Here is a 22,965-nt window from a genome sequence, read left to right as displayed (position 1 = left end):
TCCTTTGACAGAAATGCCCGGTGGCGCTGCGCTTACCGGGCATGAATGCTGTTATTTATCGAACAGGTAGTGATTGACCAGGTTTTCCAGCAGTTCCTGATGGCCGCTCTGATGCTGCGGTGCCAACTGATGCTGTTCAGCGTACTTCGCGATCTCCGCAAGCGATAACTGACCTTTCAAAATTTGCTGGCCCAGCTCACTGTTCCAGCCGCTGTAGCGCTTCGCCACGCGCTTATCCAGCTCACCGTCTTCAATCATACGGGCCGCCACCTTCAGCGCCAGCGCCATGGTGTCCATCGCGCCAATATGCCCGTAGAACAGATCGTATTTGTCGGTGCTCTGGCGACGCACTTTGGCGTCGAAGTTCAGGCCGCCGGTGGTGAAACCGCCCGCTTTGATGATTTCGTACATCACCAGCGCATTCTCTTCGACGCTGTTCGGGAACTGGTCGGTATCCCAGCCCAGCTGCGGATCGCCGCGGTTCGCATCCACCGATCCGAAGATGCCCAGCGCAATCGCAGAGGCGATTTCGTGATGGAACGAGTGGCCCGCCAGCGTGGCGTGGTTAGCCTCAATGTTCACTTTGATCTCTTTTTCCAGACCAAACTGCTTCAGGAAGCCATACACGGTGGCGACATCGTAGTCGTACTGATGCTTGGTTGGCTCCTGTGGTTTTGGCTCAATCAGCAGCGTACCGCGGAAGCCGATTTTGTGCTTGTGGTCCACCACCATCTGCATAAAGCGGCCAATCTGCTCACGCTCCTGGCGCAGGTCAGTATTCAGCAGCGTTTCATAGCCTTCACGACCGCCCCAGAGCACATAGTTCTCACCGCCCAGCTGATGCGTGGCGTTCATCGCAGTCACGACCTGGGTTGCCGCCCAGCTGAAGACTTCCGGGTCCGGGTTGGTTGCCGCGCCCGCGCCATAGCGAGGGTTGGTAAAGCAGTTAGCCGTACCCCAGAGCAGCTTCACGCCGCTTTGCTGCTGTTTTTCAGCCAGCACGTCGACCATCTGCGCAAAATTGTTCAGATACTCTTTCAGCGACGCCCCTTCCGGCGACACGTCAACATCGTGGAAACAGTAGTACGGTACGTTCAGCTTATGGAAGAACTCGAACGCGACGTCGGCTTTACGCTTCGCCAGCTCAATGGCCTCGCCCGGCTGTTGCCATGGACGGTCAAAAGAGCCCACGCCGAACATATCGGCACCGTTCCAGCAGAAGGTGTGCCAGTAGCAGGCGGCAAAGCGCAAGTGATCTTCCATGCGCTTACCCAGCACCAGCTCATCCGGGTTGTAGTGACGAAATGCTAAAGGATTGGTCGTTTTCGTGCCTTCGAAACGAACGCGATCGAGTTGGTCGAAATAAGCTTGCATATTGAGCTCCATAATCAGGGTATGCGGCGTGGTCTTGCTTCTGGAGTAATAGTGAATAGACATTGGAGGTTGCTCAATTACGTTATTTCACACTGCTATTGAGAGAATGCGCAATTGTGCGCTGGCTCGCAAAATAATGTGCAGACAAACTATTTTTCGGCGCGCATTCCAGAATCAAATGTAATTAATAGGTTACGCTTTTTAAAATCCGATCGCGGTCATAAATTCAGAAATAAACCAAATATCGTAATGAGAAGATAAAAATCTGTAATTGCCAGCAGGCCTTTCCACGTTAAAAATTTGCTGCGTCTCAGCAGTGAATGTTTCTTTTATCTCAGCTACACATACCCCTACAAAAAGGCCTAATAATTATGAAGATAAAGAACCTGACCCTAACGCTCTGCACTACTCTCCTGCTTGCAAGCTTTGCCGGCCACGCCAAAGAGGTCAAAATCGGCATGGCGATTGATGACTTACGCCTGGAGCGCTGGCAAAAAGATCGCGATATCTTTGTTAAAAAAGCGGAATCTCTCGGCGCGGAGGTGTTCGTTCAGTCCGCTAACGGCAACGAAGAGACGCAAATGTCGCAAATTGAGAATATGATCAACCGTGGCGTCGATGTGCTGGTCATTATCCCGTATAACGGCCAGGTATTAAGCAACGTGGTGAAAGAAGCAAAACAGGAAGGCATAAAAGTCCTGGCTTATGACCGCATGATTAATAATGCGGATATTGATTATTATATTTCGTTCGACAATGAAAAGGTGGGTGAATTACAGGCTAAAAGCTTGATCGCAAAAGTGCCTCAAGGGAATTATTTCCTGATGGGCGGCTCACCTGTGGATAACAACGCCAAACTGTTCCGTCAGGGACAAATGAAAGTGCTGAAGCCGTATATCGACGAGGGCAAAATTAAAGTCGTCGGCGATCAGTGGGCTGACGGCTGGTTACCGGAAAACGCGCTGAAAATTATGGAAAACGCGTTGACCGCAAATAACAACAAAATCGATGCAGTGGTGGCCTCTAACGACGCCACTGCGGGGGGCGCCATTCAGGCGCTGAGCGCGCAGGGTCTGGCCGGGAAAGTCGCTATTTCCGGACAGGACGCCGACCTTGCGGGTGTAAAACGCATTATCGCGGGTACCCAGACTATGACGGTCTATAAGCCCATTACCGAGCTTGCCAATACGGCCGCCGAAATTGCCGTTGAGCTGGGAAATGGCCAGCAACCTAAAGCAGACGCGACGTTAAATAACGGCCTGAAAGACGTGCCAGCTCGCCTGCTTACCCCTATCGAAGTCAACAAAGAGAATATTGACGCCACGGTGGTGAAAGACGGTTTCCATAAGAAGAGTGAACTGTAATCCAGCGCAGCCCCTGCCCGGCGGGGGCGCATCGACCTGCCCTGTTCATCTGTCGGGCTATGCGGAGCAGTTATGTCTTATTTACTTGAAATGAAAAGCATCACCAAAGCCTTCGGGGCGGTGAAAGCGGTCGACAACGTAAGCCTGCGGCTGAACCCCGGCGAAGTGATGTCGCTGTGCGGCGAAAACGGCTCGGGGAAATCCACGCTGATGAAGGTGCTGTGCGGGATCTATCCGCACGGCAGCTACGAGGGCGAAATCGTCTTTGCCGGTGAGGTGCTTCAGGCCACGCACATTCGTGATACCGAACGTAAAGGCATCGCTATCATTCACCAGGAGCTGGCGCTGGTGAAGCACCTTACCGTGCTGGAAAATATCTTTCTTGGGGTCGAACTCTCGCGCCACGGCGTACTGGATTACGACACCATGACGCTGCGCTGCGAAAAACTGCTGGCCCAGGTGAGTCTCGCTATCTCACCGGATACGCGCGTGGGCGACTTAGGTTTGGGCCAGCAGCAGCTGGTGGAGATCGCCAAGGCGCTAAATAAACAGGTACGCCTGCTGATCCTCGACGAGCCAACCGCCTCGCTCACCGAACAGGAAACCGCCGTTCTGCTCAATATCATCCGCGACCTGCAAAACCACGGTATCGCCTGCATCTATATTTCGCACAAGCTCAATGAGGTGAAAGCTATTTCCGACACCATCTGCGTCATCCGCGACGGGCAGCACATTGGCACGCGTGAAGCAGAAGGCATGAGCGAAGATGACATCATCACCATGATGGTGGGTCGCGAACTCACCGCACTGTATCCCAACGAACCACACACCATAGGCGAAGAAGTCCTGCGCGTGGAAAACCTGACGGCGTGGCATCCCGTTAACCGCCACATCAAGCGCGTGGATAACCTCTCCTTCTCGCTGCACCGCGGCGAAATTCTCGGTATTGCGGGTTTAGTGGGTGCCGGAAGAACCGAGGCCGTGCAGTGTCTGTTTGGCGTCTGGCCGGGGCGCTGGGAAGGCAAAATTTATATCGACGGTCAGCCGGTAAAAATCGACAACTGCCAGCAGGCCATTGCCAAAGGCATTGCCATGGTGCCCGAAGACCGCAAAAAAGACGGCATCGTGCCGGTCATGGCGGTGGGAAAAAATATCACGCTGGCGGCGCTCAGCCAGTTTTCCGGCGCGCTGAGCAGCCTGGATGATGCCGCAGAACAGCAGTGTATTCTTCAGTTACTTGCCAGGCTCAAGGTGAAAACCTCCTCGCCGGAACTGGCGATAGGTCGCCTGAGCGGCGGCAACCAGCAGAAAGCGATTCTGGCGCGCTGCCTGTTGCTTAATCCGCGCATTTTAATTCTGGACGAACCCACGCGCGGGATCGATATCGGCGCGAAGTATGAAATCTACAAGCTGATCAACCAGCTTGTGCAGCAAGGGATTGCCGTCATTGTTATCTCGTCCGAATTGCCTGAAGTGCTGGGGCTGAGCGACCGCGTGCTGGTCATGCATGAAGGAAAACTCAAAGCCAACCTGAACAACCAGAACCTGACGCAAGAGCAGGTGATGGAAGCTGCCTTAAGGAGCGAACGCCATGTCGAAAAGCAACCCGTCTGATATCAAAGTCGCTGTTCCGACGCCCGGTGCGTTCGCAGGACTTAAATCGCTGAATCTGCAAGTTTTTGTAATGATTGCCGCCATTATCGTCATCATGTTGTTCTTTACCTGGATGACCGATGGCTCCTATTTGAGCGCACGTAACGTCTCTAACCTGCTGCGTCAGACCGCCATCACCGGGATCCTGGCGGTGGGGATGGTCTTTGTGATTATCTCAGCGGAAATTGACCTGTCGGTAGGGTCGATGATGGGTCTGCTCGGCGGCGTGGCGGCAATTTTTGACGTCTGGCTCGGCTGGCCGCTGCCGCTGACGATTGCGGTCACGCTGGTACTGGGTCTGCTGCTGGGTGCGTGGAACGGCTGGTGGGTGGCCTACCGTAAAGTCCCGTCGTTTATTGTCACCTTAGCAGGGATGCTGGCCTTCCGCGGTATTCTGATTGGGATCACCAACGGCACTACCGTATCCCCGACCAGCGCCTCGATGTCCCAGATTGGCCAAAGCTACCTCTCTGATGGCGTCGGTTTTACGATCGGTGTGGTTGGGCTGATGGCGTTTGTCGCGTGGCAATGGCGAGGACGCATGCGTCGCCAGGCGCTGGGGCTGGCCTCGCCTGCCTCAACCTCGGTTGTCGGCCGTCAGGCGCTTACAGCGGTGATTGTGCTGGGGGCCATCTGGCTGCTAAACGATTATCGCGGTGTCCCAACGCCCGTTCTGCTGCTGGCGCTGTTGCTGTTAGGTGGGATGTTTATGGCCACACGTACCGCATTCGGTCGCCGTATTTATGCTATCGGCGGCAATCTTGAAGCCGCGCGTTTATCTGGTATCAACGTCGAGCGCACCAAACTCGCCGTCTTTGCCATCAACGGCCTGATGGTAGCCATCGCGGGGCTGATCCTCAGCTCACGTCTGGGTGCGGGTTCCCCGTCTGCCGGTAATATTGCCGAGCTGGACGCCATCGCCGCCTGCGTGATTGGCGGGACCAGCCTCGCCGGAGGCATTGGCAGCGTGGCGGGGGCGGTGATGGGCGCATTTATTATGGCTTCGCTGGATAACGGGATGAGTATGATGGACGTGCCGACGTTTTGGCAGTATATCGTCAAAGGGGCCATTCTTTTGCTGGCAGTCTGGATGGACTCTGCCACCAAGCGGCGCGCCTGAGAACCGTATCGTGACTAATTTGGGAAAGTGAGCCATGTTTGAAAAGCGTCACCGCATTACGTTGTTATTCAATGCCAACAAAGCCTATGACCGTCAGGTGGTTGAGGGGGTTGGTGAATATTTGCAGGCGTCGCAATCCGAATGGGATATTTTCATCGAAGAAGATTTCCGTACCCGTCTGGAGAACATCAAAGACTGGCTGGGAGACGGGGTTATCGCTGACTTTGACGACCCCGTGATTGAACAGTTGCTGAGTGGTGTCGACGTACCTATCGTGGGCGTTGGCGGCTCTTACCATTCAGCGGAACATTACCCCCCCGTTCACTACATCGCCACGGATAACCATGCCCTGGTTGAGACCGCCTTCCTCCATTTAAAGGAGAAAGGCGTCCATCGTTTTGCGTTTTACGGATTGCCCGCCACCAGCGGAAAGCGCTGGGCGATGGAGCGTGAGTATGCCTTCTGCCAGCTGGTTGCCCAGGAGAAGTATCGCGGCGTCGTTTATCAGGGGCTGGAAACCGCGCCAGAAAACTGGCAGCACGCACAGAATCGCCTGGCTGACTGGCTGCAAACGCTGCCGCCCCAGACAGGGATTATCGCCGTGACGGACGCCCGCGCCCGCCACGTATTACAGGTGTGCGAACATTTGCATATTCCTGTGCCTGAAAAGCTGTGCGTGATTGGTATTGATAACGAAGAGCTTACGCGCTATCTGTCGCGCGTGGCGCTCTCATCCGTGGCGCAGGGTACCCGTCAGATGGGCTATCAGGCCGCGAAGCTGCTGCACCGACTGTTAGACAACGAATCCCTGCCGCTCCAGCGTCTGCTGGTTCCGCCCGTTCGCGTGGTCGAGCGTCGCTCAACTGACTACCGTTCCTTAAACGATCCGGCCGTGATTCAGGCGATGCACTACATTCGCAATCATGCCTGCAAAGGGATTAAGGTCGATCAGGTGCTGGATTCGGTCGGCATTTCACGTTCGAATCTGGAGAAGCGGTTTAAAGAGGAAGTCGGTGAGACGATCCACGCCGTGATCCATGCGGAAAAGCTGGAGAAAGCGCGAAGTCTGCTGATCTCCACCTCGCTGTCGATCAACGAGATTTCACAGATGTGCGGCTACCCGTCGCTTCAGTATTTCTATTCGGTGTTCAGGAAAGAGTATGACACCACGCCGAAGGAGTACCGGGAACGGTACAGTGAAGTCCTGCTCTAGAAAAAAGAACGCCTTCCAGTGGAAGGCGTTTTTCATTACATATGTGCGGCAATCAGACGCTGGTTATCCTGGTACATTGAGAACAGGTAGTTGTTGTAGCGCTGTCCCTGGGTGGAATAACCTTTCAGCTTGTGGATCATCGCCGTGGCCGTCACTTCCTGATCCGCCTTACGCAGCTGCGCGCGTGACTTACGGAACGAAGAGTAGGCCGGGTGGGTGTTCAGATTCACCACATAGGCATTCACGGAATCTTTCACCGATTCAAACTGTGAATAGCCCTTCACCTTGCCGGGTGCATTAGTACAACGACCTTTTGCGCATTTCATGCCAAACAGATTGTTGTTGTTGCGCGCCAGCTTCGAGGTGCCCCAACCGCTTTCGGCGGCGGCCATTGTCGCGACCATACTGCCTGGAATAATGTCCACACGCTCTAACAGAGTGTTCCACGGCACACGACGCGTGTTCCCGCTCCACTTCACTTTATAGCGTTTGGCGATGTCTTTCAGGCGAGTGCGCTCAGACGGCGACCAGCGGCTATCGTACTGTTTGGCGATCAGCCAGTTACGATCCGCAGTAATCGCGGCATTTTGACTTTTAATGTAAGGCATTACCGTCCGGAGAAACGCTTTTTTCCTTGGTGTCCCGGAAGGGTATTTTCGCAAATCAGGAAGTGAACTACTCTTTGCACTATTGCGAGAATACTCTTGTTTACTGCTAACCTTACTGCTTGTCGTCTTTATTACGTGGGCTTTCTTACTCGTTGTATCCGTGTGCGTCTTTGCAAGCACCTCACCTGAAAATGCCATGGTGAGTAACATGAGTATCGCGGCCCCATATCGTCGAATGGGAGTCGATATCATTAGGTCTCCTGGTCGGATATAAGCATTCCAACACCTTATTTTCTTCAAAATTTGAGAGCGGAATCTCAAATCGTACCAAAAATAGTCTTCAAGAGCACGTCTATAAATAGTCCAATTCCGAAACTATGTCATCCGGAACATGCTCATTAAAGCACCAACACTGGAAAAATGTGCGCGATATCGCAGATAACTGCCTAATTTTGCGCGGGATCACTCATCCCTTCGCGTCCTCCTGGCAGAAAGCCTCAGAGGAGGAGTTTTTCCCCTGAGCCGAATGGCACACTGGTCAAAAATGCCGCGACAGGAAAATGGAATGAAACGCACTGCATTAGCTGTTCTGATGTTACCCGCATTCGCGCATGCCGACTGGTCATCGCCGGGATTTGACGCATTCAACGCTGAAGGTACCGGCGTCTTTACCAGCCAGGCAACGCTTGCGAAGGGTACCCGTCCACTGACGTTGAGTCTTGACAACGCGTGCTGGCAGCCGACAAAGGCCATTAAGCTCAACGAGATGCTGTCGCTCAAACCGTGCGAAGGCACGCTACCGCAGTGGCGATTATTCCGTGACGGCGTTTATCAGATGCGTATTGATACGCGCTCTGGAACGCCGACGCTGATGCTGACGGTACAAAGTGCGGCGCCACAGCCTGTCGCAAACGTTACCCGCCAGTGCCCGAAGTGGGACGGCAAACCGCTCACGATCGACGTCGTTAACACGTTCCCGGAAGGCACGGTGGTGCGTGATTTTTACAGCAAACAGACCGCGACCGTTCAAAATGGCAAAGTGACTCTTCAGCCAGCCGCCAACAGCAATGGCCTGCTGCTGCTTGAGCGCGCCGAAACGGACAAACCCGCGCCGTTCAGCTGGCAAAACGCCACCGTCTATTTCGTGCTGACCGATCGCTTCGTGAATGGCGACCCCACCAACGACAACAGCTATGGCCGCCATAAAGATGGTATGCAGGAGATAGGTACTTTCCACGGCGGCGATCTGAAAGGGCTTACCAGCAAACTGGATTACCTTCAGCAACTGGGCGTGAATGCGCTCTGGATAAGCTCCCCGCTGGAGCAGATCCACGGCTGGGTTGGCGGCGGCACCAAAGGGGATTTCCCCCACTACGCGTATCACGGTTATTACACCCAGGACTGGACGAAACTCGACGCCAACATGGGCAACGAAGATGATTTACGCCAGCTTGTCGACGACGCGCACAGGCGCGGTATCCGCGTCCTGTTTGACGTTGTCATGAACCACGCGGGCTATGCGACGCTTGCAGATATGCAGGAATATCAGTTTGGCGCACTCTATTTACAGGGAGATGAGCTGAAAAAAACGCTCGGCGAACGCTGGACTGACTGGAAGCCAGGCGCGGGTCAAAGCTGGCACAGCTTCAACGATTACATCAACTTCAGTGACAAAGCCGCATGGGAAAAATGGTGGGGTAAAAAATGGATCCGTACCGATATCGGTGATTACGACAACCCGGGCTTTGACGACTTGACCATGTCCCTGGCCTTCCTGCCGGATCTGAAAACGGAATCAAAAACCCCGTCAGGTTTGCCGAACTTTTATCAACACAAGCCCGACACCAACGCGAAAGTGATGACGAATTTCACGCCGCGAGATTACCTGACCCACTGGCTTAGCCAGTGGGTACGTGACTACGGCATCGACGGTTTCCGGGTCGATACCGCTAAGCACGTTGAGCCTGAAGCCTGGCAGCAACTGAAAAACCAGGCCAGCCAGGCGCTGGCCGCGTGGAAAGCCGCCAACCCGGACAAAAAAATCGACGATGCGCCGTTCTGGATGACCGGTGAATCCTGGGGCCACGGCGTGATGCAGAGCGATTATTACCGCCACGGCTTCGATGCGATGATCAACTTTGACTATCAGGAGCAGGCGGCGAAAGCAGTGGACTGTCTGGCAGATATGGATTTGACCTGGCAGCAAATGGCAGAAAAGCTGCAAAGTTTTAATGTGCTGAGCTATCTCTCCTCCCACGATACGCGTCTGTTCCGTGAAGGGGGCCAGCGCGCCGCTGAGTTACTGCTGCTGGCGCCGGGAAGCGTGCAGATCTATTACGGCGATGAATCAGAGCGTCCATTTGGCCCGACAGGCTCCGATCCGCTACAGGGAACCCGTTCGGATATGAACTGGCAGGACGTCACAGGTAAACAGGCGTTAACTGTCGCCCACTGGCAGCTTCTGGGGCAGTTCCGCGCCCGTCATCCGGCTGTGGGTGAAGGCAAGCAAACAACGCTGTCAATGAAAGAAGGCTACGGCTTTGTGCGCGAGCACAAGGGCGATAAGGTGATGGTGGTGTGGGCGGGTAATCAGTAGAACAGCCCCCTCACCCTAATCCTCTCCCCTAAGGGGCAAGGGGATTGCACGGTGCGGTCTTTCACCCTCGCCCCTTTGGGGAGAGGGTCGGGGTGAGGGGTACATTCATCAGAAGGATTCACTGCAATAATCCCTCTCCACCATACAAAACAACAAATCCGACCACATCCGCCGATTTGCACCAACACGGTGCTGGCGTTATGGTTACTGCCTTTCATATTAAGCCCGACAGATCACCTGCTATGACGTTTTCACAATTCGGCGACAAATTTACCCGCCATTCAGGCATTACCCGCCTGATGGAGGACCTCAACGACGGGCTGCGCACCCCAGGCGCTATCATGCTTGGCGGTGGAAACCCGGCTCAAATTCCGGAGATGAACACCTACTTCCAGACGCTGCTGGCAGACATGCTGGAAAACGGTAAAGCAACCGATGCGCTATGTAATTACGACGGCCCTCAGGGTAAAACAGAACTACTGACGCTTCTGGCGGCAATGCTGCGGGAAGCGCTGGGTTGGGATATCGAACCACAGAACATTGCACTGACAAACGGCAGTCAGAGCGCGTTTTTCTACTTATTCAATCTGTTCGCCGGACGCCGCGCCGACGGCACCACGAAAAAAGTGCTGTTCCCGCTGGCTCCGGAGTATATCGGCTATGCCGATGCCGGCCTCGAAGAAGACCTGTTTGTTTCCGCACGTCCGAATATCGAGTTGTTGCCAGAGGGCCAGTTCAAATATCACGTCGATTTTGAACATCTGCATATCGGTGAAGAGACGGGCATGATCTGCGTATCTCGTCCCACCAACCCGACGGGGAACGTGATCACCGACGACGAGCTGATGAAGCTGGATGCGCTGGCGAATCAGCACGGCATCCCGCTGGTGATCGATAACGCCTATGGCGTACCGTTCCCGGGTATCATCTTCAGCGAAGCGCGTCCGCTGTGGAACCCGAACATCATCCTCTGCATGAGCCTCTCCAAGCTGGGCCTGCCGGGCAGCCGCTGCGGCATTATCATTGCTAACGAGAAAATCGTCACCGCCATTACCAACATGAACGGCATTATCAGCCTTTCCCCTGGCGGCATCGGCCCGGCGATGATGTGCGAGATGATCAGGCGTAACGACCTGCTGCGCCTGTCAAATGAGGTGATCAAGCCGTTTTACTCTCAGCGCGTTCAGGAAACTATCGCCATCCTTCGCCGCTACTTACCGGAGGAACGCTGCCTGATCCATAAACCGGAAGGGGCAATTTTCCTGTGGCTGTGGTTTAAGGATCTGCCCATTACGACAGAGCTGCTTTATCAGCGTCTGAAAAAGCGTGGCGTGCTGATGGTCCCGGGGGATTACTTCTTCCCGGGTCTGGATAAGCCGTGGCCGCATACGCACCAGTGCATGCGCATGAACTACGTCCCGGACCCGGAAAAAATCGAAGCGGGTGTGAAAATTCTCGCCGAAGAGATTGAGAACGCCTGGCGCGAGGCCGGTTAATAAAACCTCAGGCCAGATTACGCAGCCGTTCCACGCGTAGTCTGGCGGGGTCTATGCAGCGCAGCGCGTGGGTGGGACAGGCTTCGACGCAGGCGGGACCGCCCTCGCGATGCATGCACAAATCACATTTCAGCGCCTGAACGCGATCTCCCACAACCCGAACCTGCATTGCCCCGAACGGGCACGCCACCATACAGCTTTTGCAGCCGATACAGCGAGCCTGCTCAACGAGCCAGGCTCCCGCAGCACGGTGAATGGCCCCCGTCGGGCAGACATTCGCGCAGGGCGCATCTTCACACTGGTGGCAGCCCACGGCCGTGGTGAAGGTTCCCCCCTTAACCACGCGGATACGTGACGTAAACGCTTCTGGCGTGGCGCTGCTTTGATGCGACATCATGCACGCCACCTCACAGGTGCGGCACCCGATACATTTTTCAGGATCCGTCAGAATAAATCGGTTCATCAGTTACGCCTCGCGCACGTTAAACCCCAGTTCTTTCGAGATAGCTTCCGCCGTGTCACGCAGCGGTTTTAACAAGTTTTTCTCGCCCACCTGCTTCATGCGCGACGTCGACAGCGAAATGGAGATGGCATAGGGCACGCGCCCGTGAATATCAAAGACCGGCACGGCGATACATGACACACCCAGCTCGTTCTCTTCTTTATCCATCGCCATACTGTGATCGCGAATTTCCGCCAGCTCATCATACATCGCGCTCAGTTCGGTGATGGTGTTGCGGGTCAAAGGTTGGATCTGTTCCTGGTGGCTTTCCCAGTAGCTCGCCACGTAATCCTGATGACCAAACGCCATATAGATTTTGCCCATCGCAGAACAATAGAGCGGCATGTGCTGGCCGATATATGCGCGCGTGCGCAGCATACCGGTTGTTGGCTCAAGCTTATAAATCAGGATCGCGTGATCATCTTCACGGCTGGAGAAGTTGACCGTTTCGCCGGTGGCAATGTTCAGCGCCTCGAGGTGCGGCGCCGCCACGTGAATAATATTGAGCGATGAAAGCGCCTTTTGCCCGACGGCGATAAATTTGGTGGTCAGACGATAGCTCCCTGCCGCCGGCGCCGGCGTCACGTACCCGCACGACTGCAACCCCTGCAATAACCGGTGCACGGTGCTTTTATTCAGCCCCGCCAGTTCTGATAAATGCGCAAGCGGACACCCGTTTGGATAGTTACTGAGGATTTCAATCAGCATCAGGCCGCGAAACAAGCTCTGGCTACCTGCTGGCCTCTCTTTTTCTTGCGTCATTTCGCTCTCTTTTATGCTCATCAAATGGCTCCTGTTTATCGCGCCCTGATGGTAGCGCAAAGTGTGGTTTAGTTCACGATCTCAACAGAAAAAACACAACCATTTGATTTTAATCGGTTTTGAAAAACGTGAATGTCGTTGATCTGACAAAATTTGATCGCTATATTTGAAATCTGATTTCGCATAGTGAAATTTAGCGATAAAAAAGCACTCGCACTTGCCCCTAAAAAAACAGGAGAACAGGGATGAAAGTGACCTTCGAAGAGTTGAAAGCGGCGTTCAATCGGGTTCTGCTCGATCGCGGTGTAAAAGCGGATACCGCAGACGCCTGCGCCGAGATGTTCGCCCGCACCACGGAGTCCGGCGTTTATTCACACGGCGTCAACCGCTTCCCGCGATTTATTCAGCAGCTTGACGCAGGCGACATCCTCCCTGACGCCCAGCCGAAACGCGTAACGACATTAGGCGCCATCGAACAGTGGGATGCGCAGCGTTCCATCGGCAACCTGACGGCGAAGAAGATGATGGACCGTGCTACCGAGCTGGCGTCCGATCACGGGATCGGCCTGGTGGCGCTGCGTAATGCTAACCACTGGATGCGCGGCGGTAGCTACGGCTGGCAGGCGGCGGAGAAAGGCTATATCGGCATCTGCTGGACCAACTCTATTGCCGTGATGCCCGCGTGGGGATCAAAAGAATGCTGCATCGGCACAAACCCGCTGATCGTTGCCATTCCGTCGAATCCAATCACCATGGTCGATATGTCGATGTCGATGTTCTCCTACGGCATGCTGGAGGTGAATCGCCTGGCCGGACGCGAATTACCGGTCGACGGCGGCTTTGACGATGAGGGCAATCTAACCAGAGAGCCGGGCGTGATTGAGAAAAACCGCCGCATTCTGCCCATGGGCTACTGGAAAGGTTCTGGCTTATCGATTGTGCTCGACATGATCGCCACCTTGCTCTCTGACGGCGCATCCGTTGCGGAAGTGACCCAGGACAACAGCGACGAATACGGCGTATCGCAGATCTTTATCGCCATCGAAGTGGATCGCCTGATCGACGGCCCAACCCGCGATGCCAAACTACAGCGCATCATGGACTTCATCACCACCGCAGAACGCGCTGATGAAAACGTCGCCGTCCGTCTGCCAGGCCATGAGTTCACACGCCTGCTGGAGGAGAACCGCCGCAACGGCATCACGATTGACGACAGCGTGTGGGCGAAAATCCAGTCTCTGTAAGGAGTGGGTCATGATATTCGGACATATTACACAGCCAAATCCATGTCGCCTGCCGCTGGCGATTGAAAAGGCGCTTAATTTTCTGCGTACCACGGATTTCACCACCCTGGCGCCGGGCGTGATCGAAATTGAAGGCCGCAACATTTTTGCCCAGGTTCTCGACCTCACCACAAAGGAACAGCACGAGAACCGCCCTGAAGTCCATCGCCGCTATCTGGATATCCAGTTTTTGGCCTGGGGCGAAGAAAAAATCGGTATTGCTATTGATACCGGAAATAACAAAATCAGCGAATCATTGCTGGAGCAACGGGATATTATTTTTTATCACGACAGCGAACACGAGTCGCTTATCGAAATGATACCTGGCAGTTACGCCATATTTTTCCCGCAGGATGTTCACCGTCCTGCCTGTATTAAAAACAAGGGATCCGCAATTCGTAAAATTGTGGTGAAAGTGGCCATCAGCGAATTAGATTAATTTTCTGATAAATACAGGAATGCGAAATGACCAACACCGGTTTTATTATTGGTGCGTACCCCTGCGCACCCTCGTTTCACCAGAAAGGGGAGCAGGAAGAACACGCCTTCTGGCGGGAACTTTCCGACACGCCAAATATTCGCGGGCTGGAACAACCTTGCCTTGAAAATCTCCATCCGTTTGGTGATGAATGGCTGTTTCGTCATACGCCGGGCAACTGGCAGATCGTTGTCACAGCCGTTATGGAAACCATGCGCCGCCGCGGCAGCAACGGCGCGTTTGGCCTGGCGTCCGCGGACGAAGAACAACGTAAAGCGTGCATTGAATATTACCGCCATCTGCATCAAAAGATTGATGCCGTTAACACCCGCTTTCCCGGGAAAGTGGTCGCTCTGGAAATGCAGGCCGCACCACAGGCGGGTAATGATTCTGTCGAGCAAGCGACAGAAGCATTCTCCCGCTCGGTAAGGGAAATCGCGAGCTGGGACTGGGGCTGCGATCTGGTGCTGGAACACTGTGATGCGATGAATAGCCCGGCGCCGCGTAAAGGGTTCTTGCCCTTAGAGCAGGTGCTGGAGGTAGTGAGAGAGACCGATATCAGCGTCTGTATCAACTGGGCACGTTCGGCCATCGAAGGTCGCAACACCGCCCTTCCGCTGGAACATGTTCAGGCGGCACTCGCTGCCGGGAAACTGGGGGCGCTGATGTTTTCGGGCACGACCCCTCGCGGTGAGTACGGAGAATGGCAGGATCTGCACGCGCCGTTTTCTTCGTTCTGCGCCGACAGTCTCATGTCCACTGAACATGTAAAAACGCTGTTTACTGCGGCGAGCGCCGCAACATTGAAATTCTCCGGTATTAAATTACTGGAAATAAATGCTAATGCTGACGTCAGCCATCGCATCGCTATTTTGCGCGACGGCATTAGCGCTATGAATAAAGCATCACAATAAAAATAAAGAATACATTTTCCGGTTACCTTCACTGAGATATTAACTATGAATATTTCTTCTAATGCTCTACACGCGGACATTCCGCGCCAGCGCTGGCTAAGGATCATTCCCCCTATTCTTATCGCCTGCATTATTTCCTATATGGACCGCGTAAATATAGCTTTTGCGATGCCCGGCGGTATGGACGAAGAGCTGGGCATTTCCGCCACGATGGCGGGCCTGGCGGGGGGGATCTTTTTTATTGGCTATTTGTTCCTGCAAGTTCCCGGCGGCAAAATTGCCGTGCACGGCAGCGGTAAGAAGTTTATCGGCTGGTCGCTGGTTGCCTGGGCGGTGATCTCGGTTCTGACCGGGCTTGTAACCAACCAGTATCAGCTGCTGGTGCTGCGCTTCTTACTCGGCGTGGCGGAAGGCGGGATGCTGCCCGTTGTGCTCACGATGATCAGTAACTGGTTTCCGGATGCCGAGCGCGGCCGCGCCAACGCGATTGTGATCATGTTCGTGCCCATCGCCGGGATCATCACCGCCCCACTGTCGGGCTGGATTATCACCGCTCTCGACTGGCGCTGGCTGTTCATTATTGAAGGTCTGATGTCCGTTGTTGTGCTGGTGCTGTGGGCGTTCACCGTCTACGACCGGCCGCAGGAAGCGCGCTGGATCTCTGAGGCCGAGAAAAACTACCTGGTACAAACACTGGCGGCAGAGCAGCAGGCCATTGCGGGTAAAGAGGTGAAAAACGCCTCGCTCAGCGCAGTGCTGTCTGACAAAACCATGTGGCAGCTGATCGCCCTCAACTTCTTCTACCAGACCGGCATTTACGGTTACACCCTCTGGCTGCCCACCATTCTGAAAGAACTGACGCACACCAGCATCGGCCAGGTGGGAATGCTCGCCATTCTGCCTTACATCGGCGCCATTGCCGGCATGTTCCTGTTCTCTACGCTCTCTGACCGCACCGGCAAGCGCAAGCTGTTTGTTTCCCTGCCATTGATTGGCTTTGCGCTCTGCATGTTCCTCTCCGTGGCGCTGAAAGAGCACACCTGGCTGGCCTATGCCGCTCTGGTGGGCTGTGGCTTCTTCCTGCAATCCGCAGCGGGCGTGTTCTGGACCATCCCGGCGCGTCTGTTCAGCGCTGAGATGGCGGGTGGTGCTCGCGGCGTGATTAATGCCCTGGGCAACCTCGGCGGGTTCTGCGGTCCTTATGCGGTAGGCGTACTAATCACCCTGTACAGCAAAGACGCAGGCGTTTACTGCCTGGCGGTTTCGCTGGCGCTGGCATCGCTGCTGGCCCTGATGTTACCGGCGAAATGCGATGCCGGAGCAGAGCCCAACCCCACGGTGAACTCGCATAAGCGTGCGGCCTGAGGCCCTCACCTGATTCACTAAACCAAACCGTAGGCCGGGTAAGCGAAGCGCCACCCGGCAATTAAGCGAGAAGAAGATGAGTGAAAAAGAGCCCTTCTGGCTGGGTATCGATTGTGGCGGTACTTATCTGAAAGCCGGTTTATACAACAGCCAGGGCAAAGAAGTCTGTATTGAACGCCGCTCAGTGGCCACGCTCAGCCCACGCGCTGGCTACGCCGAGCGGGATATGCACCAGCTCTGGCAGCACTGCCACAAAACCGTCGCCCTGCTGCTTAAAAATTCAGGCGCTGACGGCGGTCAGATTAAAGGCGTTGGCATTTCAGCCCAGGGCAAGGGGCTGTTTTTGCTCGATAAACAGGATCGCCCCCTGGGTAACGCCATACTCTCCTCCGATCGCCGTGCGCTGGAGATCGTGCAACGCTGGCAGCAGGACGGTATACCCGAAAAGCTCTATCCGCATACTCGCCAGACGCTGTGGATGGGGCATCCGGCCTCACTCCTGCGCTGGGTTAAAGAGAACGAGCCGCAGCGGTATCAGCAAATCGGCAGCGTGATGATGGCGCACGATTACCTGCGCTGGTGTCTGACCGGAGTCAAAGGCTGCGAAGAGAGCAACATCTCGGAATCCAATCTCTACAACATGAATACCGGGCAGTACGATCAGCAGCTCACGCGCTGGCTCGGCATCAGCGACATTGACGGTGCCCTGCCGCCTATTATCGGTTCAGCAGAAATTTGCGGGGAAATCACCGCTCAGGCAGCCGCACTGACCGGTCTCACGGCGGGTACTCCCGTCGTTGGTGGACTGTTTGATGTGGTTTCCACCGCGATCTGCGCCGGGCTGCATGACGAAAATACGCTGAATGCCGTAATGGGGACCTGGGCCGTGACCAGTGGGATTGCCCACGGCATCCGCGACAACGAGCCGTTCCCCTACGTCTATGGCCGCTATGTCCATCCGCAGCAGTTCATCGTTCACGAAGCCAGCCCCACCTCGTCCGGCAACCTGGAATGGCTGACGGCCCAATGGGGCGAAATGTCATTCGATGAGATTAACCACGCCGTGGCCAGCCTGCCAAAAGCTGAAAGCGATGTGTTCTTCCTGCCTTTCCTCTACGGCAGCAACGCCGGACTGGAGATGACCAGCGGCTTCTATGGTTTGCAGGCGCTGCATACCCGCGCGCACCTCCTCCAGGCGGTTTATGAAGGGGTGGTATTCAGCCACATGACCCACCTCAACCGTATGCTCGAACGCTTTCCCCACGTGCAGACCCTGCGCGTGACGGGCGGCCCCACCCATTCGGACGTGTGGATGCAGATGCTCGCGGACGTCAGCGGCCTGGCGATTGAACTCCCGCAGGTGGAAGAGACCGGCTGTTCCGGTGCGGCGCTGGCCGCGCTCGTCGGTACAGGTCTCTATCCCGATTTTTACGCCGCTCAGCGCGCCCTCAGGCATGACATCCGGATGATTGAACCTGACATGCGTGCCCATGCCGCCTACCAGCGCAAATATCACCGTTACCAGCTACTGATTTCAGCATTACAGGGCTATCACGCCCGTGTTAAGGAGTACGACCTATGAGCCGACCATTATTGCAGCTGGCGCTCGACCACACCTCACTTCAGGCCGCGCAGCGGGATGTCGCGACGCTTTCCGATCACGTCGACATCGTCGAAGCCGGCACCATTTTGTGCCTGACCGAAGGGCTAAACGCCGTTCGCGCCCTGCGCGCGCAGTGTCCGGATAAAATTATCGTGGCGGACTGGAAAGTCGCCGATGCCGGAGAAACGCTGGCTGAGCAGGCGTTTGGCGCAGGCGCAAACTGGATGACCATCATCTGTGCCGCCCCGCTGGCCACCGTTGAACGTGGCCACGAGGTCGCACTGCGCGGCGGCGGCGAGATCCAGATGGAGCTGTTTGGCAACTGGACGCTGGACGACGCGCGCGCGTGGCACCGCATCGGGGTGAAGCAGGCGATATACCACCGTGGACGCGACGCACAGGCCAGCGGCCAGCAGTGGGGCGAGGCGGATCTCAGCAAAATGAAGGCGTTGTCCGATATCGGGCTACAGCTTTCCATCACTGGCGGTATCACCCCCGCTGACCTGCCGCTGTTTAAGCAGATCAACGTCAAAGCCTTCATTGCCGGGCGCGCGCTGGCAGGCGCCGCCAATCCGCCGCAGGTGGCACAAGCATTCCATTCGCAAATTCGCGACATCTGGGGAGAGTAACCATGCGTCAGCATCCGTTAGGCATTTACGAAAAAGCGCTGCCAAAAGATCTCTCCTGGCCGGAGCGCCTGGTTCTGGCAAAAAGCTGCGGCTTCGATTTTGTGGAGATGTCGGTGGATGAGACCGACGAGCGTTTATCGCGCCTTGAATGGAGTACCACGCAGCGCGCCTCTCTGGTGGAAGCGATGCTGGAGACCGGCGTGGCCATCCCGTCGATGTGCTTGTCTGCCCATCGTCGCTTCCCGTTTGGCAGCCGCGATGACACCGTGCGCGAACGCGCCCGCGAGATCATGACCAAAGCCATCCGGCTGGCCCGTGATTTGGGTATTCGCACCATCCAGCTTGCGGGTTATGACGTGTACTACGAGGAGCATGACGAGGGCACGCAACAGCGCTTTGCCGAAGGGCTGGCGTGGGCCGTAGAGCAGGCCGCTTCCGCGCAGGTAATGCTGGCGGTAGAGATCATGGATACCGCGTTTATGAACTCCATCAGCAAGTGGAAAAAGTGGGACGACATGCTCGCCTCGCCGTGGTTCAGCGTTTACCCGGACGTCGGCAACCTGAGCGCGTGGGGCAACGACGTCACCGCCGAGCTGACGCTGGGCATTGACCGCATCGCCGCTATCCATCTGAAAGATACCCGGCCCGTAACCGAAAAAAGCCCCGGCCAGTTCCGCGATGTGCCGTTTGGCGAGGGCTGCGTCGATTTCGTTGGCGTGTTTAACACGCTAAATCAACTTAACTATCGCGGCGCATTTCTGATTGAAATGTGGACCGAGAAAGCCAAAGAGCCGGTACTGGAGATCATCCAGGCGCGCCGCTGGATTGAAGCCCGAATGCAGGAAGGAGGCATGACATGTTAGAACAACTCAAAGCCGAGGTGCTGGCGGCAAATCTCGCCCTGCCCGCCCACCAGCTGGTGACGTTCACCTGGGGCAACGTCAGCGCGGTTGACCGTGACAGCGGCATGATGGTGATCAAACCATCCGGCGTGGAGTACGACGTGATGACCGCAGAAGATATGGTGGTGGTAAATATCGCCACGGGTAAAGTGGTCGAGGGGAGTAAAAAACCCTCCTCCGACACCCCGACCCATCTCGCGCTGTATCGTCGTTACCTGGAAATTGGCGGCATCGTGCATACCCATTCCCGCCACGCCACCATCTGGTCGCAGGCGGGGCAGGATTTACCCGCATGGGGCACGACGCACGCGGACTATTTCTACGGTGCGATCCCCTGCACGCGGCTGATGACCACGGCTGAAATCGCGGGTGAATATGAATACCAGACGGGGGAAGTCATTATCAAAACCTTCGAGGAGCGCGACATAAGCCCGATGCAGGTCCCGGCGGTGCTGGTTCATTCTCACGGCCCGTTTGCCTGGGGCAAAGACGCTGCCGATGCGGTACACAATGCCGTGGTGCTGGAAGAGTGCGCCTATATGGGGCTTTTCTCGCGCCAGCTTGCACCTCAGCTTCCGGTTATGCAGCAGGAATTGCTGGATAAGCATTACCTGCGCAAGCATGGCGCAAATGCCTATTACGGCCAGTAATCATCCGGAATTAATATGCTCTTTACAGTACCGCCGTTTCCAGACGGCGGGCGTTAACCCGGTATGTTTCGAGAATATCTGCCGGAAATAACCCACGTCATTAAAACCGCACCGGGTGGCCACTTCAGTTAATGAGGCCGCATCGTTCAGCAACAATTTTTCAGCGGCCCTGACGCGCTGGCGGTGTATTGCCTCCGTCAGGGTTAAATGAAACGTCCGGCGAAATACTCGCCCCAGGTAATCTGCATTGCAATGCAGCTCTTTCGCCAGCTGTGAAGTGGATATGGGCAAATGAAAGTGAGTGCGGATAAGCTGTTTGGCCTTCCACGCCATTGCTGCGCCCGCATCATCCGCTTTATCTTCATATCCCGGCGAGAGCGATATCTGCTGCAAAATTAACAGCAAAATTATCTCCAGCGCCTGGCTACGCTGTAATTTTTCCTGCTCGCTTAAAAACTGACGGAATAACGCAATAACATATTGCGGATCCCGCACGCTACAGTGTTGCTCAATCGACAGTGGCGTCGCACCTGGCAACGCAGGCAAGCCTTCATCCACCTCAAAATGCAGCCAGTAAAATTTGAGATCGCCCGGAAAATCTTCCACGCCGACATGCCGCCGCTTCGGCCAAAGTAATAAACTCTCGCCGGCGTTTACCTCAAACAGCGTATTTTCCTCCTGGATCGTTAATGTCCCTTTTTCGACAAAGATTATCTCCCACGAAGATAATTTTCGTGCGGGATGACGACCCACGCCCCGGGAGATAAATAACCCGCCATTTTGAACCTTAATCGGAAGTGCTATGGATAATTCAAGCATGGATATTCAGTTTCCCGCTTTTATGGTGGCTAATATTGCGTTTATTGTTTGATTATTAATAAATATCAGCAGAACAGCTCGATCAAACTCACAGTTTTACCATCAGGTCGGAATCGTCACCTTTTTATACTTTTCCCTTCCCTTGTTGGTCTGCCCGTTGAATGCAGAATAAATGGGGTACCTTGCACAAATACGATAAAAAATCGTTTATCGAGGAGTTACCCCATGACTTCCACACCGATTACAGACGCAGAAGTTGCAAAACAGGCAGCCGATGACCGACTGTCAGTCCGCGAGAAAATTGGCTACGGCCTGGGCGACGCGGGCGGCACGGTAATTACCTGCCTGATCATGAACTTCCTGACCTTTTTTTATACCGATGTATTTGGCCTGACGCCCGCGCTGGTGGGCACGCTGTTTATTGCCCTTCGGGTATTTGACGCGATTTCCGATCCGGTGATGGGCGTGATTGCCGACCGCACGCAGAGCCGCTGGGGGCGTTTTCGTCCGTGGCAGCTGTGGGTCGCGCTTCCCATCGGGATCGTCGGCGTGCTGACCTTCACCGTCCCGGACGCCAGCATGGGCGTGAAAATCGCCTGGGCGTTCGGCACCTATTTGCTGTTGTCCGTAGGCTATACCGCCATCAACGTGCCGTATTGCGCGCTGATCAACACCATGACCACCCGCCACAACGAGGTAATATCCTGCCAGTCCTGGCGCTTCGTACTGTGCGGCGTGGCGGGCTTTCTGGTCTCCGTTGGCCTGCCGTGGCTGGTGTCAGAGCTGGGACAGGGCAATACCGCCCGGGGTTATCAGCTGGGCGTCGGCGTACTGTGCGCCATCGCTGTGGTGATGTTCTTGTGCTGCTTCTTCTGGGTGCGCGAGCGCGTCCCGCTTGCGCTGATGGGGAAATTTACCCTGCGCGAGCACCTGGCGGGCCTGCGTAAAAACGATCAGCTGCTGCTGATGCTGGTGATGTCGTTTCTGCTGATCAACGTCTTCAACATTCGCGGCGGCGGGTACATGTACTTCATCACCTACGTGCTTCAGGGCAGCACGGCGTACACCTCGCTGTTTTTCACCATGGTGACCTTTGCCGCCATTCTGGGCGCGGTGATCGTCAACCCGCTGTCGCGGCGGATTGATACCGTCAAACTCTACTACTACACCAACCTGGTGCTCGCTGCGCTTGCTATGGGAATGTGGTTCCTGCCAGGTGGCCCGGCGCACCAGACGCTCTGGCTTATCGTGATTTTAAGTAACGGCGTGATCCTGGGCTTCACCCTGCCGCTTCACTTCTCGCTAATGGCCTTTGCCGATGACTACGGCGAATGGAAAACCGGCGTGCGCTCCTCGGGAATGAATTTCGCCTTCAATCTATTTTTCATCAAGCTCGCGTGGGCATCCAGCGCCGGGATCATCAGCCTGGTGTTTATTGCCGTGGCCTATCAGCCAGGCGCGGGCAACCAGACACCCGCCTCATTGCAGGGCATCACCGCCATGGAGACGCTGCTCCCTGCCCTTTTCCACCTGCTGCTGGCGGTCGCTATCCGCTGGTGCAGGCTTAACAATCCCGTGATGTCGCGCATTGCCACCGATTTGCGCCAGCGTCATGTACAGTCCTGAGGAGAACG

Annotated in this window: 20 protein-coding genes; 15 read left to right on the top strand and 5 right to left on the bottom strand. The window is 55.5% G+C overall.

Annotated elements, in window-relative coordinates:
- Positions 1–51: 51 nt before the first annotated feature.
- Positions 52–1,374 (bottom strand): xylose isomerase, encoded by a 1,323-nt coding sequence (gene xylA, locus CKK19_RS13405; RefSeq protein ID WP_026080557.1) that lies wholly within the window; start codon positions 1,372–1,374, stop codon positions 52–54.
- A 371-nt stretch (positions 1,375–1,745) separates the two neighbouring features.
- Between xylA and xylF the strand changes: the two genes are divergently transcribed.
- From xylF to xylR, 4 genes are all read left to right on the top strand, one after another.
- Positions 1,746–2,738 (top strand): D-xylose ABC transporter substrate-binding protein, encoded by a 993-nt coding sequence (gene xylF / locus CKK19_RS13400; RefSeq protein ID WP_022649746.1) that lies wholly within the window; start codon positions 1,746–1,748, stop codon positions 2,736–2,738.
- A 72-nt stretch (positions 2,739–2,810) separates the two neighbouring features.
- Positions 2,811–4,352: a xylose ABC transporter ATP-binding protein gene (locus CKK19_RS13395; RefSeq protein WP_063854003.1), complete on the top strand. Its 1,542-nt coding sequence runs from the start codon at positions 2,811–2,813 to the stop codon at positions 4,350–4,352.
- Positions 4,330–5,511: a xylose ABC transporter permease XylH gene (gene xylH, locus CKK19_RS13390; protein ID WP_003860151.1), complete on the top strand. Its 1,182-nt coding sequence runs from the start codon at positions 4,330–4,332 to the stop codon at positions 5,509–5,511. The genes CKK19_RS13395 and xylH overlap by 23 nt, the downstream gene beginning before the upstream one ends.
- A 34-nt stretch (positions 5,512–5,545) precedes the next feature.
- Entirely contained in the window at positions 5,546–6,724 is a 1,179-nt protein-coding gene (gene xylR, locus CKK19_RS13385; protein WP_038416899.1) for a D-xylose utilization transcriptional activator XylR, read from the top strand.
- Between the two features lie 35 nt (positions 6,725–6,759).
- Here xylR and CKK19_RS13380 read toward each other — a convergent pair whose 3' ends face one another.
- Positions 6,760–7,584: a protein bax gene (locus CKK19_RS13380; protein WP_022649749.1), complete on the bottom strand. Its 825-nt coding sequence runs from the start codon at positions 7,582–7,584 to the stop codon at positions 6,760–6,762.
- Between the two features lie 313 nt (positions 7,585–7,897).
- Here CKK19_RS13380 and CKK19_RS13375 point away from each other — a divergent pair, with 313 nt between their 5' ends.
- Entirely contained in the window at positions 7,898–9,928 is a 2,031-nt protein-coding gene (locus CKK19_RS13375) for an alpha-amylase (RefSeq protein WP_063854004.1), read from the top strand.
- 242 nt (positions 9,929–10,170) lie between these two features.
- Complete coding sequence (gene avtA / locus CKK19_RS13370; protein WP_063854005.1) at positions 10,171–11,424, top strand: valine--pyruvate transaminase; 1,254 nt, start codon at positions 10,171–10,173, stop codon at positions 11,422–11,424.
- A gap of 7 nt (positions 11,425–11,431) precedes the next feature.
- Here avtA and CKK19_RS13365 read toward each other — a convergent pair whose 3' ends face one another.
- Both CKK19_RS13365 and yiaJ read right to left on the bottom strand, forming a co-directional pair.
- On the bottom strand, positions 11,432–11,887 hold the full coding sequence (locus CKK19_RS13365; RefSeq protein ID WP_045309001.1) for a 4Fe-4S dicluster domain-containing protein: 456 nt from the start codon (positions 11,885–11,887) through the stop codon (positions 11,432–11,434).
- A gap of 3 nt (positions 11,888–11,890) precedes the next feature.
- Entirely contained in the window at positions 11,891–12,709 is an 819-nt protein-coding gene (gene yiaJ / locus CKK19_RS13360) for an IclR family transcriptional regulator YiaJ (protein WP_015572751.1), read from the bottom strand.
- A gap of 224 nt (positions 12,710–12,933) precedes the next feature.
- Here yiaJ and yiaK point away from each other — a divergent pair, with 224 nt between their 5' ends.
- The 8 genes from yiaK to araD all read left to right on the top strand — a co-directional run bounded on the left by yiaK (position 12,934) and on the right by araD (position 20,512).
- Positions 12,934–13,932 (top strand): 3-dehydro-L-gulonate 2-dehydrogenase, encoded by a 999-nt coding sequence (gene yiaK, locus CKK19_RS13355; protein ID WP_063854006.1) that lies wholly within the window; start codon positions 12,934–12,936, stop codon positions 13,930–13,932.
- 10 nt (positions 13,933–13,942) lie between these two features.
- Complete coding sequence (locus CKK19_RS13350; RefSeq protein ID WP_038416904.1) at positions 13,943–14,410, top strand: YhcH/YjgK/YiaL family protein; 468 nt, start codon at positions 13,943–13,945, stop codon at positions 14,408–14,410.
- A gap of 26 nt (positions 14,411–14,436) precedes the next feature.
- On the top strand, positions 14,437–15,363 hold the full coding sequence (locus CKK19_RS13345) for a DUF4862 family protein (protein ID WP_023298859.1): 927 nt from the start codon (positions 14,437–14,439) through the stop codon (positions 15,361–15,363).
- A 45-nt stretch (positions 15,364–15,408) separates the two neighbouring features.
- Positions 15,409–16,728: an MFS transporter gene (locus tag CKK19_RS13340; protein ID WP_038416906.1), complete on the top strand. Its 1,320-nt coding sequence runs from the start codon at positions 15,409–15,411 to the stop codon at positions 16,726–16,728.
- A 76-nt stretch (positions 16,729–16,804) separates the two neighbouring features.
- Positions 16,805–18,310 (top strand): FGGY-family carbohydrate kinase, encoded by a 1,506-nt coding sequence (locus CKK19_RS13335; protein WP_063854007.1) that lies wholly within the window; start codon positions 16,805–16,807, stop codon positions 18,308–18,310.
- Positions 18,307–18,960 (top strand): 3-keto-L-gulonate-6-phosphate decarboxylase UlaD, encoded by a 654-nt coding sequence (gene ulaD / locus CKK19_RS13330; RefSeq protein WP_023298862.1) that lies wholly within the window; start codon positions 18,307–18,309, stop codon positions 18,958–18,960. The genes CKK19_RS13335 and ulaD overlap by 4 nt, the downstream gene beginning before the upstream one ends.
- 2 nt (positions 18,961–18,962) lie before the next feature.
- The gene (locus tag CKK19_RS13325; protein ID WP_038416908.1) at positions 18,963–19,823 is read left to right on the top strand and encodes an L-ribulose-5-phosphate 3-epimerase; all 861 of its coding nucleotides are present in this window, start codon (positions 18,963–18,965) and stop codon (positions 19,821–19,823) included.
- A complete protein-coding gene (gene araD, locus CKK19_RS13320; RefSeq protein WP_023298864.1) occupies positions 19,817–20,512 on the top strand; it encodes an L-ribulose-5-phosphate 4-epimerase in 696 nt (231 codons plus the stop codon). Before CKK19_RS13325 ends, araD begins: the two co-directional genes overlap by 7 nt.
- Here the strand turns inward: araD and CKK19_RS13315 are convergent, their stop codons facing one another.
- The gene (locus tag CKK19_RS13315; RefSeq protein WP_022649753.1) at positions 20,513–21,331 is read right to left on the bottom strand and encodes an AraC family transcriptional regulator; all 819 of its coding nucleotides are present in this window, start codon (positions 21,329–21,331) and stop codon (positions 20,513–20,515) included.
- Between the two features lie 225 nt (positions 21,332–21,556).
- Here CKK19_RS13315 and CKK19_RS13310 point away from each other — a divergent pair, with 225 nt between their 5' ends.
- Positions 21,557–22,957, top strand: coding sequence for an MFS transporter (locus CKK19_RS13310; RefSeq protein ID WP_022649754.1), 1,401 nt, complete (start codon positions 21,557–21,559; stop codon positions 22,955–22,957).
- Positions 22,958–22,965: the final 8 nt, after the last annotated feature.

Source organism: Enterobacter sp. CCUG 70166 (genome assembly GCF_020224095.1).
GTDB classification, from domain to species: Bacteria; Pseudomonadota; Gammaproteobacteria; order Enterobacterales; family Enterobacteriaceae; genus Enterobacter; species Enterobacter intestinihominis.
This window is presented reverse-complemented; position numbering and strand designations above follow the sequence as displayed.